Annotated in this window: 14 protein-coding genes; 5 read left to right on the top strand and 9 right to left on the bottom strand. The window is 57.8% G+C overall.

Annotated elements, in window-relative coordinates; translation table 11 throughout:
• Positions 1-245 precede the first annotated feature (245 nt).
• Entirely contained in the window at positions 246-2,570 is a 2,325-nt protein-coding gene (locus tag F1381_RS15025; RefSeq protein WP_151735662.1) for an alpha/beta hydrolase, read from the top strand.
• A 101-nt stretch (positions 2,571-2,671) separates the two neighbouring features.
• On the opposite strand, the gene F1381_RS15020 is transcribed toward F1381_RS15025, so the two are convergent.
• Complete coding sequence (locus F1381_RS15020) at positions 2,672-3,721, bottom strand: lactonase family protein (protein WP_151735661.1); 1,050 nt, start codon at positions 3,719-3,721, stop codon at positions 2,672-2,674.
• A gap of 237 nt (positions 3,722-3,958) precedes the next feature.
• Between F1381_RS15020 and F1381_RS15015 the strand changes: the two genes are divergently transcribed.
• From F1381_RS15015 to F1381_RS15005, 3 genes are all read left to right on the top strand, one after another.
• Positions 3,959-4,219, top strand: coding sequence for a GlsB/YeaQ/YmgE family stress response membrane protein (locus F1381_RS15015; RefSeq protein ID WP_151735660.1), 261 nt, complete (start codon positions 3,959-3,961; stop codon positions 4,217-4,219).
• Between the two features lie 212 nt (positions 4,220-4,431).
• The gene (locus F1381_RS15010; protein WP_151735659.1) at positions 4,432-4,938 is read left to right on the top strand and encodes a CcdC family protein; all 507 of its coding nucleotides are present in this window, start codon (positions 4,432-4,434) and stop codon (positions 4,936-4,938) included.
• 250 nt (positions 4,939-5,188) lie between these two features.
• Positions 5,189-6,139, top strand: coding sequence for an L-lactate dehydrogenase (locus tag F1381_RS15005; RefSeq protein WP_151735658.1), 951 nt, complete (start codon positions 5,189-5,191; stop codon positions 6,137-6,139).
• A gap of 83 nt (positions 6,140-6,222) precedes the next feature.
• Here the strand turns inward: F1381_RS15005 and F1381_RS15000 are convergent, their stop codons facing one another.
• Together F1381_RS15000 and F1381_RS14995 are read right to left on the bottom strand one after the other, a co-directional pair.
• Positions 6,223-8,274 carry a methyl-accepting chemotaxis protein gene (locus tag F1381_RS15000; protein WP_246188042.1) on the bottom strand — a complete coding sequence of 684 codons (2,052 nt, stop codon included), beginning with the start codon at positions 8,272-8,274 and terminating at the stop codon, positions 6,223-6,225.
• Positions 8,275-8,475: 201 nt separating this feature from the next.
• Positions 8,476-10,791: a heavy metal translocating P-type ATPase gene (locus F1381_RS14995; protein ID WP_151735657.1), complete on the bottom strand. Its 2,316-nt coding sequence runs from the start codon at positions 10,789-10,791 to the stop codon at positions 8,476-8,478.
• A 353-nt stretch (positions 10,792-11,144) separates the two neighbouring features.
• On the opposite strand from F1381_RS14995, the gene F1381_RS14990 reads away from it, so the two are divergent.
• Positions 11,145-12,077, top strand: coding sequence for a cation diffusion facilitator family transporter (locus tag F1381_RS14990; RefSeq protein ID WP_151735656.1), 933 nt, complete (start codon positions 11,145-11,147; stop codon positions 12,075-12,077).
• 124 nt (positions 12,078-12,201) lie between these two features.
• Here F1381_RS14990 and F1381_RS14985 read toward each other — a convergent pair whose 3' ends face one another.
• The 6 genes from F1381_RS14985 to F1381_RS14960 form a co-directional block, all read right to left on the bottom strand.
• A complete protein-coding gene (locus F1381_RS14985; protein ID WP_151735655.1) occupies positions 12,202-12,564 on the bottom strand; it encodes an ArsR/SmtB family transcription factor in 363 nt (120 codons plus the stop codon).
• 136 nt (positions 12,565-12,700) lie between these two features.
• Positions 12,701-13,453, bottom strand: coding sequence for an ABC transporter permease (locus F1381_RS14980; protein WP_151735654.1), 753 nt, complete (start codon positions 13,451-13,453; stop codon positions 12,701-12,703).
• 1 nt (position 13,454) lies between these two features.
• Entirely contained in the window at positions 13,455-14,171 is a 717-nt protein-coding gene (locus F1381_RS14975) for an ABC transporter permease (protein ID WP_151735653.1), read from the bottom strand.
• Entirely contained in the window at positions 14,168-15,079 is a 912-nt protein-coding gene (locus F1381_RS14970) for an ABC transporter ATP-binding protein (RefSeq protein ID WP_151735652.1), read from the bottom strand. Before F1381_RS14970 ends, F1381_RS14975 begins: the two co-directional genes overlap by 4 nt.
• Before the next feature lie 104 nt (positions 15,080-15,183).
• Positions 15,184-16,590: a sensor histidine kinase gene (locus tag F1381_RS14965; protein ID WP_151735651.1), complete on the bottom strand. Its 1,407-nt coding sequence runs from the start codon at positions 16,588-16,590 to the stop codon at positions 15,184-15,186.
• Complete coding sequence (locus F1381_RS14960) at positions 16,587-17,258, bottom strand: response regulator transcription factor (protein ID WP_151735650.1); 672 nt, start codon at positions 17,256-17,258, stop codon at positions 16,587-16,589. Before F1381_RS14960 ends, F1381_RS14965 begins: the two co-directional genes overlap by 4 nt.
• Between the last annotated feature and the right edge of the window lie 41 nt (positions 17,259-17,299).

The following is a 17,299-nucleotide window of genomic DNA, read 5'->3' as shown; positions in this document are numbered from 1 at the left end:
CGGTAAGAACAACTTATTCGATTATTCCTACCGACTTAGTAGGTTATGCAATCATAATACTGAACGCTTCCGCTCATGTCAAACCTTTTTTTTCAAGGAAACGGTAATTCCCTTCCGGCCCGGCTTCCGGCAGCAAGTGGAGCCTGTTCCTCCAAGAACCACTTGTTCTCCCTGTGATAAAGTAATATTATTGCTACATCTAATAGACTAATAGAAATTCTTAATTAGCAGGGTGACAATCAACTATGGGGATGGATTTAGAGCTGATACCCGAGCCGCGGCGTCCGCGGCTTCATATCCGTATATTTCACGGCGCGGTGAAGCGCCTCCTGGAAACATACCGGTACGATACACTGCTCTGGCGGACAGCGCTGGCCGGGCCGTGGATCATCTGCTTCCTCGCGTTCGCGGCCGCCGTTCTCGGCATTCCGACAGGGCTCGGCACCGCAGCCGATCTGCTGCTGGCCACTACAGCCGGAACACTGGTGCTGGCGCTCTCCGGCAATATCATCGCTCTGCTGCTGGCCCTAACCGGGCTGCGCATTCCGCGGCTGTTCACGGGCGCACTGCTGAGCGTATTCGGCTTTGTTACGCTCATTTTGTATTTTGCTGATTTCGAGCTGGAAGCGGCGGTTGCCGTCGCCGCCCTCACGGCGCTGCTCGGCGGACTCGGCGGGCTGGCCCTGGGGCTGCTCCGCACCGGGCGGTATGCCAGCGGGGTGCTGCTCGCGGCCGCCGCCCTGCTCATTCCGCTGGTCATCCCCGGCAGCGGACACAGCGGTGCCGCTCCGGCGCCGGTGCAGGCCTCGGCGGAGGAAGTCCCGCCTGTTGCCGCCGGCAGCCCCGCCGAGCCGGGAAGCTACAGCTATCATGATTTCACCTATGCCAGCGGCAAGGATTTGCACCGCAAGGAATATGGCGGGGACGCGGACCTGATCTCCCGGTCCGTCGACGCTTCCGGTTATATCTCGAACTGGCCCAAGCTCCGCACGCTGTTCTGGGGCTTCGACGCCGGCTCGCTGCCGCTGAATGCCCGCGTCTGGATGCCGGACGGCGAAGGCCCCTACCCGCTTGTGCTTATGGTCCACGGCAATCACATGATGGAGGATTACTCCGACGCCGGCTATGCGTACCTCGGTGAGCTGCTCGCCAGCCGCGGGTTCATTGCCGTTTCGCTCGATGAGAACTTCCTGAATTACTCAGCCTGGTCGGGAATTCCGGACAGTGATTTCGAGGTGCGCACCTGGATGATTCTGCAGCATCTGCAGCAGATCGCATCCTTTGCCGAGGAGCCGGGGACACCGTTCTATAACAAGGTTGATTACACGCGCACCGCACTGCTCGGGCACAGCCGGGGCGGCCAGGCCGTGGCGATGGCGGCCGATGCCGCACGCTGGTTCAAGGATGATCCTGTATTAGCGGCAGTGCAGCGCTTCAAGATCACCTCGGTCCTTGCGCTGGCTCCGACCGACAAGGTGATCGGCGAGCAGCAGGCCCGGCTGAAGGATGTCAATTATTTGACGCTGCAGGGCGCGCGCGACGGCGATGTGCACGACTTCTACGGAGACCGGCAATATATCCGCTCGTCCTATTCAGAAGAGTCGGATGCTTTCAAGAGCTCGCTGTATATCGCGGGCGCCAATCACAGCCAGTTCAACACCGACTGGGGCTTGTACGACCAGTCGCTGCCTGCCGGGCTGTTTCTCAGCCGGTCGCAGATTATGGACGGTGCTGAACAGCGGCAAATTGCCAAGGTATATGTGTCCGCATTCCTGGAGACGACACTGCACGGCCGCGAAGAATACCGCGAGCTGTTCCGCGATTACCGCAGCGGTGCACAGTGGCTGCCGGATACCGCCTATTATAGCCGTTACCAGAGCGGGTCCTTCATTCCGGTTGCAGCCTATGACGAAGACCGCACACGCAGCACCGTACCGGGCGGAAGTGCCGATGCGGCAGGCGTGACCTGGGTCGAGCAGACCGCCAAAGACCGGGAAGCCAAGAGCAAGGCGACCTACGGCATCCTGCTGGAGCGCACCGCTGCGCAAGGACAGGAGGCCTCCTACAGCATTGAGCTCAATGAACGGGTTACCGGCGAGATTGCGGAGCTGAATGCGGAAGGTCTGGCCTTCTCCATGGCCAACCACAATATAATTTCGGCAGATGATTCGCAGGCCGATCCGGGGCCACCCACGGAGGATGGCGCAGAGGGCGCTGCGGACGAAGATACGGAGATATCGCCTGCGCCGGAGATTGAGGTGGAATTGACCGATGCAGACAACCGATCCGCACGCCTGCCGCTGGAGGAAGTGATGGAGGTCCTGCCGCTCCCCAAGACCCGGTTCACAGTCCATCCGTGGCTGGAGGAGCGGATTGGCGGCGGCAAATACGGGGATCTTTCGGAGGCGGTCTTCCAGACCTATGAGCTGCCGTTTGAGCTCTTCCTTGAAGAGGAGCCGGAGCTCGACCCTGCCGAAATACGCGAGGTTTCCTTCTACCTGGAGGGAACCGGCGATAAAATCATGCTGGATGACATCGGCTTCTACCATGATGGCTTTGTCACAGATTGAGCGGATCATTCATACACTACCGAAAGGCCTTTCCCATAAGCTGCAGCAGCTACGGGAAAGGCCTCTTTTGTTCAGCACGGCACAGCCGCGGTTCGCTTATCTTAAAGCGCCGTCAAGCAGACCGGCGTGGATACCGCCAGCTCATTGCCGGTCGGAATCAGACGGCCGCTCTCGCCGTCAATGCGGAAGGAGACGACATTGCCGCTGTTCTGGTTCGCGGCGAGCAGCATGCCGCCGATGATGGCGAAATTACGCGGTGTGCGGCCGCCGGAAATTACCCAGTCCGCAGGCTCAATCAGGCCGCTCTTACTGTCAATATGGAACAGCCCGATACTGTCATGCCCGCGGTTGGAGACATAGAGGAACCGTCCGCAGGGGGAGACATGGATATCGGCCGCCGTATCGTCGCTGCCAGCGGCGTAATGGTCCGGCAAGGAGCTAACCGTCTGCAGGATCCGCAGGTCGCCCTGCTGTTCATCATTCGCGAAGACAGTCACCGTGCTGTTCAGCTCATTGATCAGATAGAGCCATTGGCCCGAAGGGTGGGGCGCCAAATGGCGCGGTCCCGAGCCCGGCGGCAAATTCACCTCGCGGTGGGTGACCAGCTTGCCGTCCTCTACCCGGTAAAGGATGACCTGGTCCAGGCCAAGGTCACATACCAGAACCCGGCTGCCGCTGCTGTCCGGCATGACCGAATGGGTATGCGGCGCTTCCTGGCGGTCTTCCCGGAAGCCGGTGCCCTCATGGCGGATTTGCGCCGACATTTCACCGATTGACCCATCCGGGAGGAGCGGGAAGGCATTGACGTTTCCTCCCATATAGTTGGCGACGAAGAGGAAGTCTCCCTGCGGGCTGACAGATACGTAACAGGGCGCTCCTCCGTCCGTACCTCTTGCGCCGAGCGGCTGCAGCGCCTTGCTTGAAGCATCGACGGCAAAGGCGTGAACCTCGCCTTCGTCCTGTTCGCTGACCGCATAGAGTATGCTCCCCGAAGGGCTCAGGGCCAGATAAGAAGGAGCTTCAATGCCGCGGGTACCGTCCAGCACCCTCATCTCCCCGGTGTCCTTGTTCAGGGCACCCAGCAGAATGGCTTCCTCCTCTTTACCGTTGTAAGTTCCAATATAGAATAATACTTCATTAGGCTGTTTCATGGCAGCGGCTCCTTTTCGCAAATTAGCGGCATTCTCAACCCTAAGCATTACATTGTTACCACTATAACATGATTATTTACCCGGCACAGCAGAAGCATTAAACAGCACAGGTAAGGGCAAACTTAGGGGGCGGATAAAGCATACAGCGGCAAAATTTTACACATGGTTTAAACGTTCAGCATGAGGTTAATAGTAACCATCGAAGTTAACTACTCACTAAAAAGGAGCTGAAGAAACATGAGTTTTCTGTGGATGTTGATTGTCGGCGGTGTCATTGGCTGGTTGGCAGGACTGATTATGGGCAGAGATATTCCGGGAGGAGTTATCGGTAACATTATCGCCGGTATTCTCGGCTCGTGGCTCGGCGGCCTGCTGCTGGGCGAGTGGGGACCTAGAATCAGTGACTACTATGTATTCCCGTCTCTGATCGGTGCCGTTGTGCTGATCTTTATCGTAAGCCTGATTCTCCGTTCCGTCGGCGGACGCAGCCGTTCTTAACCGGCTATGCACTTGAACGAACCGGATGGAGCAAGGCTTGTATATTCGCACCGACCCGCCAGGGTGGCCTGGCGGGTTTATTATGTGCAATAATGGCATACGCTAAAAGGCAGATACATACCTAATCGTCAAACTCCGTTCAATATATTGCCAATCCTTTTCTGATATAATGAAGGAATAAGTGATCTAAATCACAGAAAGGAACGTGAATTATGGGCAGCATTAACCCTTCATTTCTGCATATCGGTTCCACGCTGGGAGCTGTGTTCATGGCGCTGATGGTGATTTTTATCCGCATGAAAGCCAGTCACCGGCCGGTAACCCTCCGCAAAATCTGGATTCCCCCGCTGGGCATGGCCACAGGGTTCGCCATGTTCGTCGTGCCTGAAGTCCGTTTTCCCTGGTGGTGGGCGGTGCTGGCCTTTCTGGCCGGCTGGTTCATCTTTGCCTATCCCCTGATGCGCAGCACAGTATTTGAAGCCCGGGAGGGGGAGATTTATGCCAAGCGCTCCAAGAGCTTTGCCTTTATTCTGCTGGGACTGCTGCTGGTCCGCACCGTGCTGCATGAATTTATCAACCGGTATGTGTCCATTCCGCAATCCGGGGGATTGTTCTTCATTCTGGCCTTTGGCATGATTCTGCACTGGAGAGTGTTCATGTACAAGCGTTATACACTGATGGTTCCGCCGGAGGCGCATATTCCGCAGCCCCGGGGCTAAAATTGGCGCTACCCGGATTTCTATACTGCCGAAAGAGCATTTTCTGCGCCGTTTGGCGCATGGAATGCTCTTTGCTGTGCCGGCAAAATTCATAAGCGCCCAGCCCGCTCCGCGCATAGCATATTGTGTGGATATAACCTTATATAACCTGCAGCCGCAGCTGTTTTTATCCGATGTAAGGTAAGTTGCCGCAGGATCAGGTAAAATAGAAGCATCGTTTGTATCGCTAAAGAGAGTGAGGACTGGGCAATTGAAAACAAAATCAAGAAAAGTGGCGATCGTCGGTTCGGGAATGGTCGGCTCCAGCTGCGCCTATTCCATGGTCAATCAGGCCGTATGCGATGAGATTATGATGGTGGACCGGACCTACGACCGTGCTATGGCACAAGCGCTGGACCTTTCGCATTGCATGGATTTCACCGGCACACGTACCAAGGTCTATGCCGGAACCACCGCCGATTGCGGCGGCATGGACGTTGTTATCCTGACGGCGGGTGCCAATCCGAAGCCCGGGCAGACGAGACTGGATGTTCTGGACGCCGCCGCAGAGATTACGAAGCAGATTACAACGGAAATCATGGCCGGGGGCTTTGACGGAATCTTCGTGATCGCCGCCAATCCGGTCGATATCGTGACTTATATGGTATGGAAAATTTCCGGATTGCCCCGCCACCGCATCATCGGGACCGGTACCTCCATTGACTCCTCGCGGCTCAAGACGCTGCTGTCGGAGGTATTCTCGATTGATCCGCGCAGCGTGAACGGCTATGCCCTGGGCGAGCACGGCGAATCACAGTTTGTCGCCTGGTCCCATGTGACTATCGGCGGCAAACCGCTGGCACAGATTCTGCAGCAGCACCGCGAGCGGTTCAAGGACCTGGATCTGGAGGATATCGCCCGCAAGACCAAGGACGCAGGCTGGGAAATCTTTACCCGCAAGGGATCAACCCATTTCGGCATCGGCAGTGCACTGGCCTACATCACCCGTTCCATTCTGAATGATGAGCATAAGATTATCGCCGTCTCGGCGATACTGGACGGTGAATACGGCCAGCGGGAGGTGTGCTCCGGGGTACCGGCCATCATCAGCGGCAGCGGTATTCAAGAGCTGCTGGAACTGAATTTGAATGAGGAGGAGACCGCCAAATTTGAAGCTTCCTGCGGCATTATCCGCAGAGGCATCGAAGGTCTTCAGCTCTAATCTAACCCCAAACACCCCTTGCGTCTGATGTGCCGGCCGGCACGTTCGCAAGGGGTGTTTGCCTAAGCCGGGTTCCCGGTATATTAACGGAAACGCTCGACCTCGCTCTTCAGTTCATTCATCATCAGCGTCAACGATTTCGCCGAATCGACAACCTTGGACATCAATCCGGACTGTTCTGTGGAGGCTTCGGCCACCGCCTGGGCATTGACCGATGAGCTCTTGGCAATGGTCAGCATATCCGAGACGGAGGCGGTAATCTCCTCGGTTCCTGCGGACATCTGCTGATTGACAGCGGACACGTCCTGAATCTGCATGGACACTTCACGCATGGAGGAGCGGATATGCTCGAAGGCATCGCCGACATGCTTCATCCGGCCCATGCCTTCACCGATTTCCGCGATGCTCTTCTCCATAGACACCGCCGCATTGGCGGTCGAGGCCTGAATCTGCCGGACCAGCTCTACGATATGCACAATCGATTCATTCGTGCGCTCCGCCAGCTTCTTCACCTCACCGGCCACGACACCGAAGCCCCGGCCGTGCTCGCCGGCTCTGGCCGCTTCAATGGAAGCATTCAGGGAGAGAAGGCCGGTCTGATTGGAGATGTCGGAGATGACATCGACGATCTGGCCGATTTGCTCCGCCTGCCCGGTCAGCGTGTTGACCAGCTCCGCCGTTTGGGCCGCCGAGCTGCTGATTACGCTCATTTGCTCCAGTGTCGATTGGATCTCGACATAACCGCTCTCCACTTCGCCGCTGACACTTTCCGTCTGGTCGGATACCTGGGCCGAGGATTCGGCGATTTTTTGCAGACCGATTGCCATCTCTTCCGTCGCCCGCGCGGACTGCTCCGAGCCCCGGAATTGCTCCTCCATACCCTGCGCAACTTCCCGTACCACTTCGGTAATCTCAAAGGATGTATAGGAAGATTGGGTGGCATAATTGAGCAGATCGTCCGCAGAGACGGCAACCTCGGCCACCGTAGATTCTATTTTACCGACAATCATGGCCAGGGAAGCGATCATCTCATTGATGCTCTCGCCCATCTGTCCGATTTCATCGCTGCTGTTAACGGCTACACGTTCGCTCAGGCGGCCTTCGGCCACTTTTTTCATGACAACCGAAACAGCCTTGATCGGCTTCACCAGCATCTTCGTCAAATAGAGGGACAGGAGCACCACCAGCAGAACGACCACGATGATAAATATCGTAGCCAGTTGCTGCGCGGAATTCATTTTGGCGTAAATCTCACTCTGCGGAACGTCGACGACCAGCTTCCAGTCGGTGCCGGGAACAGTCTTGTAATACGATTGGATAACCGTCCCGCTCTCGCCCTTATACGTCTCCGTACCGCTTTCCCGGCTCAGCATTCTTTCGAGCGACTTCTTCATTTCCGGCCCGGCAGCGAAGTCAGTGATATTCTTCCCGATCCGCTCCATATCGGTGTAAGCGTAATAATCACCTTTGCCTGAAATCACGTAGCCGTACCCGGTTTTCCCTACCTGTATGCCCTTGGCCATCTCCAGCAGTACATCCGGCGTTACCGAGAAGGCGATAGCGCCGGCGAATTGACGTTCCTGGTCTGTAACGGGTACCAGTACCGTGATTATGTATTTGTTGAGCACTTCCAGAAATGACATATCGGCCACAACCGGAGCAAGCGTCTCCTTGGCCTCCAGGAAATAATCAGCCGTCGAGGAATCCGCCGTCATCCCCAGCATATTGGTCAGCAGGCCATCCTTATTAATGACGCTGTAGCCTTCAGAATCCTTGTCGCTGTCCTCCAATACTTTGATCGCCGGAAAGATTGTATCCGGATCAGCGGGGTTGAATTCGGGATGCTGAGCGATCAGATCCTGTACGTACATGGTCCGCGTCTTCAGCCATTCCTCAATTCGTGTCGAGTTCATATTCAGAATATTCTCGGTCAGCTCTTCACTGTCGGTTTTGGTGACATTACCGAAATACTGCATGAAAAAGACCATTACACCCAGCAACGGCACAATCGTCACCGCTAAAATGACCAGCGACCACTTGCGCTGCAGCGATCCGCGTATCCACGTTCTTCCGCCCTTTTTGGAGCCTGTTAAACTTTCAATCTTTGCTTTCATTTTCAATTTTGGTTGCTTCACATCGTTTTCCTCCAACTTAAGTCCCTCCAGCGTTGCAAAAATCAATTCCATATGCTGTAAACCCAACTGTTATATCGGCAAGAACAGACAATTCAGATTAGTTTTGGCACAAAAAATAAGCCTGTGGACCCATAAGCTGGAACCTGTCAGGCTTATTTTTTCGCATTTCTTTCACTAGATTGACTGTTTACTAATTAAAATTCACTTGGATTGTGGTACCTGCAATGCCCGGATGCTGTTCAGCACCGCAAGCACGGTGACGCCGACGTCGGAGAATACCGCCTCCCACATTGTCGCAATGCCAAACGCGCCTAGCAGCAGAAATAGAGCTTTAACGCCCAGTGCAAAAATGATGTTCTGCCATACGATCCGGCGCGTACGCCCTGCAATGGAGATGGCCGCAGCAAGCTTGGCGGGCTCATCGGTCATAATGACGATATCCGCCGCTTCGATGGCTGCATCCGAGCCCAAGCCGCCCATCGCGACCCCGACATCCGCTCTGGCCAGCACCGGCGTGTCGTTGATGCCGTCGCCGACAAATACAATTTTCTCCCGCCGTCCCTTCTCCTTCTCCAAAGCGGCGATGGCTTCGACTTTATGCTCGGGGAGAAGCCCGGCGCGGACTTCGTCAATCCCCAGCCGCCGTCCGACCTCCTGCGCCACGGCCTCCGAATCTCCGGTCAGCATTACCGTCTTGCGGATGCCGAGCGCCCTAAGCGCCTGCACAGCCTGCAGGGAATCAGGCTTAATCTCGTCGGCAATGATCAGATGCCCTGCATATGTCCTGCCGACGGCAACGTGCACGATCGTTCCGGCAGTCTCGGGAGAGGGCACGGCAATACCCTCGCGTTCCATCAGCCGGGCATTGCCGGCGAGCACTGCCCGGCCCCCGGCCACAGCGGATATTCCATGGCCGGAGATTTCATTGTAATCCGACACCGTCCCGGCGGGAATCTCCTGTCCGTAGGCTGCGCGGATCGATTCCGCAATCGGATGGCCGGAGTGACTCTCCGCATACGCCGCCATGCGCAGCAGCTCCGCTTCGGAGGTCCCCCCTGCAGGATAAATGCCGGTTACCTTAAACTCCCCTTTGGTCAATGTACCCGTCTTATCGAAAACAGCGATTCTCGCATCATTAAGCGCCTCCAGATAATTACTGCCCTTAACCAGTATGCCGCTGCGCGAGGCTGCACCGATTCCGCCGAAGAAGCCGAGCGGAATGGAGACCACCAGCGCGCAGGGACAGGAAATGACCAGGAATACCAGTGCCCGGTAAATCCAGTCCGAGAATTCGGCCCCCTCGAGCAGAAGGGGCGGCAGAACAGCCAGCAGCAGCGCTGCAATAACTACCGCAGGTGTATATTTCCGGGCAAACCGGGTAATGAAGGTCTCCGTCTTGGCCTTCTGGCTCGAGGCATTCTGCACCAGCTCCAGTATCCGCGATACGGCCGATTCGCCGAACACCTTGGTCACCCGGACGGTAAGGACGCCGTTGCGGTTAATGAACCCGCTCAGCACCCCGCTGCCGGGTCCGGCGGAACGCGGCACCGATTCGCCGGTCAGAGCGGAGGTATCCACCATGGCGGTTCCCTCCACGACCGTCCCGTCAAGCGGAACCTTCTCGCCCGGCTTTACAATAATCAGGTCGTCTACCCCCACCTCTTCCGGGGATACCCGTCTCGGTCCGTCCCCGTCCTTAAGCCAGGCGTATTCCGGACGGATATCCATCAGCGCCGTAATGGAGCGCCGCGAGCGGTTGACGGCCATTCCCTGGAACAGCTCGCCGACCTGGTAGAAGAGCATGACGGCGACGCCTTCAGGATATTCGCCGATCGCAAAGGCGCCGAGTGTCGCCAGCGCCATCAGAAAGTTCTCGTCGAAGATCTGGCCGCGGACGATATTGCGGCCTGCCGTAAGCAGCACATCGCTGCCGGCGGCCAGGTAAGCGGCGATGTAGAGCAGCAGCTCCGGCCAGCCGTCCAGCGGCAGGAGCAGCGCTGCAGCACCCAGCACTGCGCCGATGGCAAGGCGCAGCACAGTGCCGCGCATATTCTCCCCGCCATGGCTGTGGTCATGGGCGTAATCATGCGCGTGGCCGGAAGAATCAGCATGGCTGTGGCCATGTGCGTGAGCGTGGCCGTGTGCGTGAGCGTGGCCCTGTGCATGAGCGTGGCTGAGCGTGTGGCCTTCTGGCGGATTCCCGGCAGAAGAAGCTTCCGCAGCGGCCCCCTCCCGGGCGGCAGCCGGCTTAGCTTTAGACCTTTGGCCTCCGTTGCCAACTTCCTTAAGCTGGACATGAGGCTCCAGCGCATGCACGGTCTTCTGCGCTTCGGCTGCGGCATGCTCCGAATCAGCCACAGTGGTCTCCAGTGTCAATGTCTTCAGGGCAAAGTTAACGGAGCATGCCGAGACGCCTTCGATCCGCTTCACCCGGTCTTCAATCTTCATGGCGCAATTGGCGCAATGCAGCCCTTCCAGCAGCCATTGCCGTCTGATCTTCCCCTCCACCGCGTTCATTCTGGCTCATCTCCCCGGGATATTTATATATGAGTAAATGTTCATATGTTGAGTTACACATATTATATGCCCCTTAAACAGGCAGCGTCAATGCGCGGAGCGTATATTTCATTGCTGGATAGGCATGCTATACAATCATGAATTCCTCTTGTTTCTCCAGTCTTCCGGATGTATTATTAACATATGAGCAACTATTCATATGTTAATTTGTAAAGGGGCTGGAACCGATGATACTACGGAAGCCGAAAAACAAACAGAATACAAACACCGGACATGAACACCAAGCTAGTCATGAGCACGGAGACGAATTTGGGCAGGAAAATGAACGTGGGTATGGACACAAGCATGAGCTTATGCACACACACGATCATGACCACGGACACACTTCTGCTCGAGGTCACGGACATTCGCATTCTCATGCGCCGAATACCCGCGCGGGCCTGCTGACAGCTCTTATTATTACAGCCGGCATCATGCTGCTGGAATTCGCCGGCGGACTGATTACGAACAGCCTGGCCCTGCTGTCCGATTCCGGGCATATGCTCAGCGATACGGCCTCGCTTGCCCTGAGCCTCATTGCCGTAATGCTGGCTGCCAAGCCTGCCACCGCCAGAAATTCGTACGGCTTTTACCGGATTGAAATTCTGGCCGCCCTGTTTAACGGAGCTACGCTCTTTATTATCGCCGGCTTTATTATGTGGGAAGCCTGGCAGCGGTTCGCTGCGCCTCCGGAGGTCGCCGGCGGCTCCATGATGCTGATCGCCGCCGTCGGCCTGCTGGCGAATCTGGCCAGCGCCTGGGCGCTCACGCGCCGCAGCGGCACCGATAACATCAATGTCCGGAGCGCCTACCTGCATGTGCTGGGCGATGCCCTTGGCTCGGTCGGCGCACTGCTGGCCGGACTGCTGATGCAGCTCTTCTCCTGGTATATCGCCGACCCGCTCATCAGCGTGCTTGTAGCGCTGCTGATTCTGCGCAGCGCCTGGCACGTCATCAAGCAGGCCTTCCACATTCTAATGGAAGGCACCCCGCATACGGTGGATGCCGCCGCCGTGGAAGAGGCCCTGCTGTCCGTGGAAGGCGTGCTGGACGTGCATGATCTCCACATTTGGACGATCACGTCGGGAATGGATGCCCTCAGCGGTCATCTACGGGTGGAAGACGGCAGCGATTTCCGGCTCATTCTGCAGCAGGCCCTAGATCTGCTGGAGCAGCGGTTCGGGGTTGACCATGCCACCCTGCAGATTGAGGATTCTGCACTGCGGCACGGGAAGCTGAGGGTGTAGCTGCGGCGCTACGAAGCTCTTTCTTGGGCTTCTTCTCTTGCATTCCTTAACTCTACATGGCTAACCAAGACAACGTCCCTCCGCCGTATGGCGAAGGGACGTTGTCCATTAAAATGTTATAATTCTATTCATGCCGGATGTGCTCATGCGTCTGCAGAAAAATCTGCTCGACATGCGCGTCATTCAGCGAATAATATACGGTCTTGCCTTCCTTACGGCGCTTCACGATCCGCAGATTCCGCAAATAACGGAGCTGGTGCGATACCGCCGATTGCCCCATATCGAGGATGGCCGACAGATCATGCACGCACAGCTCCTGCTTCGATAAGGCATAAATGAGCCGCACCCTGGTCGGGTCGCCGAGCGCCTTGAACATCTCCGCCATCTTGTCCGTCGTGCTGCGGTCAGGCAGAATCAGCGCCGGATCCGGTCCCGGCTCAGAACCGCTGCATGTATTGTCGCAATCTTCAAGTGCCGCCGGCTCCATGCTTCCGTCCTCCTCCATAGGCTATCCCGGTACCGGGATGTTAATAGGAACTTCTACGATTATTATAAAAAAAATCGTATTCAATGTCCATGGAGGCATCATAGCATGGAGGGAGAGACAGCTTCTACCGCTTAAACTACACAGCCTTGCTCCGGAAAGACAGGAACCCCGCCGCCAGAAACAGCACCAAGCTTCCGGCAACGACGATCATAAGCGTCTCAAGCGGCAGATTGAAGGCGCCGAAGCTCTCATCCCCGTAATAAGACATCGGAGCCATCGCCAGCATCGGCTGCAGCCAGGGATAGTACGGCCCGTAATCGGCGGAATTGGCGATCAGCATATTGGGAATTGTAAAGCTTACATTCAGCGCCAGCGGAGCGCCGAAGCTGGTCCAGCGCTGGGATACGGCCAGCTGCAGCGCAGCCAGCGGCAGACAGGCGAACCATCCGCCGAAGATGCTGGAAGCAAGCGTCCCCCATGGAACCGGCCCTTCCGCTCCGCGGAACAATCCTACCCCAAGCAATGCTGCCAGGAACAGCAGCTGCACGGCCGCCAGCAGCAGCAGGATTGTGGCGAACTTCGCCAAATACACCGCCCCCCGCGTGACAGGCAGCGCGAGCAGCTGCTTCCAGCCTCCGTCGCTGTGCTCGCTGCGGCAGATCAGCGCCGCGAAGATGCCTGCCAGGACCGGGAGAAACAGCATGGAGTGCGCCATAGCCATGACCCCGAGCAGAATCTGCCAAGTGATGCCGCTTGTCGTCCCTTCCGTAACATCTGCCAGCGCACCGATGACCACGGATATCGCCGGACTGATCAGCAGAAGGATCCAAAGATAGGAACGCGACATCTTGAGCCGCTCCGCCGAGAGGATGCGCATAAAGGTCCGCATATCAGGCCACATCCTTTCTGGCAAAATGCCAGGCTCCCGGCAGCAGCACCAGAAGGCCCAGGAAGATGCCCGAGATGCTGAACAGCCAAGGCTTTGAACTGCTCCAGGCCAAGCCCGGCCAGTTCAGCGGAAACCATTCCGACAGCGAGTACGAGAAGAGGCTTAGCAGCGACAGGGTAATTCCGCAAGCGATGGGAAAGGTCTGATTGCGTGCGGCCAATGACAGCCACAGCTGCAGCAGGATCACCGGCAGCGCTGCCGCATAGCCCAGGAACCCGATCCGCAGAATATCTGTATAGGGAACCGGCTGGGACTGGAAGCCGAGCATCCAGCCCAGCGCCACCGTTCCCGCAGACAGCAGCAGGCAGGAAGCGGCCAGCAGCAGCAGGCACAGGAGCAGCTTGGCCAGGAAGACGGCGGCCCGCGAGACCGGCAGGGCCAACAGCTGCTTCCAGGAGCTTGTCTGGTGCTCCACATTCGCCATCATGGAGCAGATCAATGTGCCGCCGAGATAAAGGGCCACCGGCACGAAATTAGACAGATTGTCCAGCAGCCCGCCCCATAGGTCGGCTTGGTGTATGTTCTTTAAATAGTCGTAGCGGAGCCCGAAATTGAGTCCCTGCATCGCCAGAAGGCCCGCCGGCCCGAGAAAGACCAGAAACCACAGCCCCTTGCCGCGGATTTTCAGCCAGTCCGCCGACAGCGCACGCCACATCATGACGCCCCTCCTTCCACGACCTGCAGGAAGAATTCCTCCAGCGACTGTCTCCGTTCCTCCACGCGGTAAACGGCATGTCCGTTCTCTACCAGCTCTTTGACAAACAGCGCCACCCTGGCGTCGTTCATCCGGGGCAGGATCAGCCGCCCTTCCCGCAGCTCTCCGCCGCAGCCTCTGCGCTCCGCCAGCGCAAGAGCCGCCTCCGGCTCGGACAGGGCCAGGCGCAGATCGCCGGCCGCCTGCTGCTGCAGGTGGGCGATGCTGTCCTGATAGACCATCTGCCCCTGGCGGATGATCCCCACTGTATCGGCCATCTGCTCCACTTCGCTCAGCAGATGGCTGGATACCAGCACTGTAATCCCCTGTTCCGCCGGCAGACGCTTGATCAGCGAGCGGATCTCCTGAATACCCGACGGATCCAGACCGTTCGTCGGCTCATCCAGAATCAGCAGCTCCGGACCGCCCAGCAGGGCGGCAGCAATGCCGAGCCGCTGCTTCATCCCGAGCGAGAAGCCCTTCACCGGGCGCTTCTCTTCGCCGGTAAGCGATACAATGTCCAGCACTTCGGCAATCCGCTGCTTCGGCACCCCGAGAATCCGGCGGATGGCCTCCAGATTCTCGACGGCGCTCAGATGGCCGTAATATGAGGGGGACTCCACCAGCGAGCCCACTTTGCGGAGAATGTCCAGCTTGTGGCTCCGCAGCTCCCGGCCGAAGACCTCTATTCTTCCCGAGGTCGGCCTGATCAGGCCGAGCAGCATCCGGATCGTTGTCGTTTTGCCGGCGCCGTTCGGACCGAGGAAACCGTAGATCTCCCCTCTGCCGATGTTCAGGTTAAGCTGCTCCACCGCCGCCCGGCCGCGGTATACCTTGCGTAAATCCCTTGTTCTGATTACCGTTTCTGTCATTTCGTTCACCTCGGTAACCAGCATAACGCGGCAAGGTTAAAGGAGCGGCAGGGCCAAGTTTAAATTTTGTTTAAAAAGCAGCGGAAGTCCGCTCTTATGCCGAATTAAAGTGGCCGGTAGATCACGATTTCCGTCCCCTGCCCCGAGCTTTCAGCTTTCCAGTCCAGCTCCATCCGCTTCAGCAGGAGGTCTACGATCGCAAGCCCCAGGCCTGCTCCCTTTGCCTCCGTGGATTGGCCCATTCCTGCGCCGTGGTCCGAGATCACGAGCACCCGCCGCCCCTCCCGGACCTCTGCAGCTACGCCTACGTAGCGGCCGCTGCGCGCATGGCGGAGGATATTCTGGAACAGGTTGTCGAGAATGCGCCGGAACCAGCTCTCATCGACATTCCAATAGAGCGGCTCGCCCTCCAGGTCAATGTCGGCCGTGAAGCCTTCCTTCTCCCAGAGCGGATACCAGGCGGCCGCGCCAGCCCGGGCCAGCCGCAGCACATCCCTGCGTTCCAGGCTCAGCTGCATCTTGCCGCTGCTGAGCAGATTGTACGAGAGCAGATTCTCGATCAGCAGGCTTAAGCCTTCGATCCGCTCATCCATCAGCTGCAGCGATTCCTTGCCGCGCGGCGACACCTCCTCCTTGCCGAGCACATGCAGGTGGCTGCGGATGACGGTAAGCGGTGTGCGGAGGTCATGCGACAGATCGGCCACCAGCCGCCGGCGCAGCCCCTCTTCCTCCGCTTCCCGCTGCCTGCTGGCCGTAAGCTCGGCAATCATCGTGTTAAAGGCATCCTCCAGCCGTCCGATCTCATCGGGCTTGCCCGGTGCAATCGGCTGCGGCAGCCCGTCTTCTCCGCCGAAGGCCATTGCCGTCTGCAGCCGCAGCAGACGTCTGCGGATACCATTAAAGAACAGCAGCGAAATCAGGATGAACAGGACAAAGAACAGGAGCAGCATCACCATGTACCAGCTTTCAAGGCCGGAATACAGCTGCACATCATCCCGGAGATATTCGGGAATTTGCATGACCATAAACCCTTCTCCCGCATCCGCCCGGTCGCCGATGAAAGCGACGATCGCCAGCGGTTCAAGCTTCGCGCTGCTCTTCATGAAGGCAATCGCCTCCGCCGCACTCCAGCGCTGCGGGATGACTGGGATCTCACGCGCCTCCGGGCCCTCCCGCCAAGGCAGCACCAGCCGGGTCCCGCCTGCGCCGTCCACCCAGAACATGGCGGCGCGGTCATACTGCCCGCTCAATTCCTGCAGCCGCCGGCCGACGGCCTCGGCAGAAGCCCCGTCCAGCCCGAGCGCCTCCTGATGCCACATGGTTTCCAGCGCAGAAATACTGGTGTAGGGTTCATATTCCTTCGGCAGATCTTCATTGTTCATTGCCGAGAATACTCCATAGCCGATCAAGGTAAGCGGTATAATGACCGGAATAAACAGAACTGCTGTCGCTATAATCAGCAAATACCGCGAGAGCAGTGAACGGCTCCGCATCCATTCCTTGACCTTCATGCCCGTACCCGGTAGCCGATGCCCCGCACCGTCTCAATAATTTCCGGGGCTGCGGGATCAAGCTCCAGCTTCTCGCGCAGATACCGGATATGTACCATCAGTGTCTTATCGCCTTCAAGATAAGGCTCGCCCCAGACCGCTTCATAAATCTGTTCCTTGGTGAGAATCTGGCCCAGATGGCGCAGCAGATAGGAGAAAATCTGAAATTGCTTGCCGGTCAGGACGATCTCCCGGCCTCCGGCACCGGTGATTTGCTGCCCACCGTCAGAAACCAGCAGATGCTTAAGCTGCAGCTGCGCCGCAGCGGACGCTCCGCTGCGGCGCAGCAGAACCTCGATCCGCGCGGCCAGCTCATCGGGATGAAACGGCTTTGTGACATAATCGTCGGCGAAATCAAGCCCCTGCAGCTTGTCGTCAATGGAGGCGCGGGCGGTCAGCATCAGTACCGGCAGCTCCGGGAAGGCGCGCTTGAGCCGCTGGCCGACGGTGAAGCCGTCAAGCCCGGGCAGCATTACGTCGAGAATCGCCAGCTGGCAGCCTGCCGCCGCTTCTACCGCGCCTTCCCCGCTCTCCAGCCAGCGCACGGCGTATTCCCGTTCGCGCAGGTCGGCGGATACGGCGCTGCCGATCTCCCGGTCATCTTCCACATACAGCAGTGTAACACTCATCTCTGCTTCCTTCCTTTCTGGCACAGTCCGTTTTGTAATGC

The sequence above is a fragment of the Paenibacillus tengchongensis genome, assembly GCF_008973665.1.
In the GTDB taxonomy this organism is placed as follows: domain Bacteria; phylum Bacillota; class Bacilli; order Paenibacillales; family Paenibacillaceae; genus Paenibacillus_AQ; species Paenibacillus_AQ tengchongensis.
The sequence above is the reverse complement of the archived record's forward strand: the minus strand, read 5'-3'. Positions and strand labels throughout refer to the sequence as shown.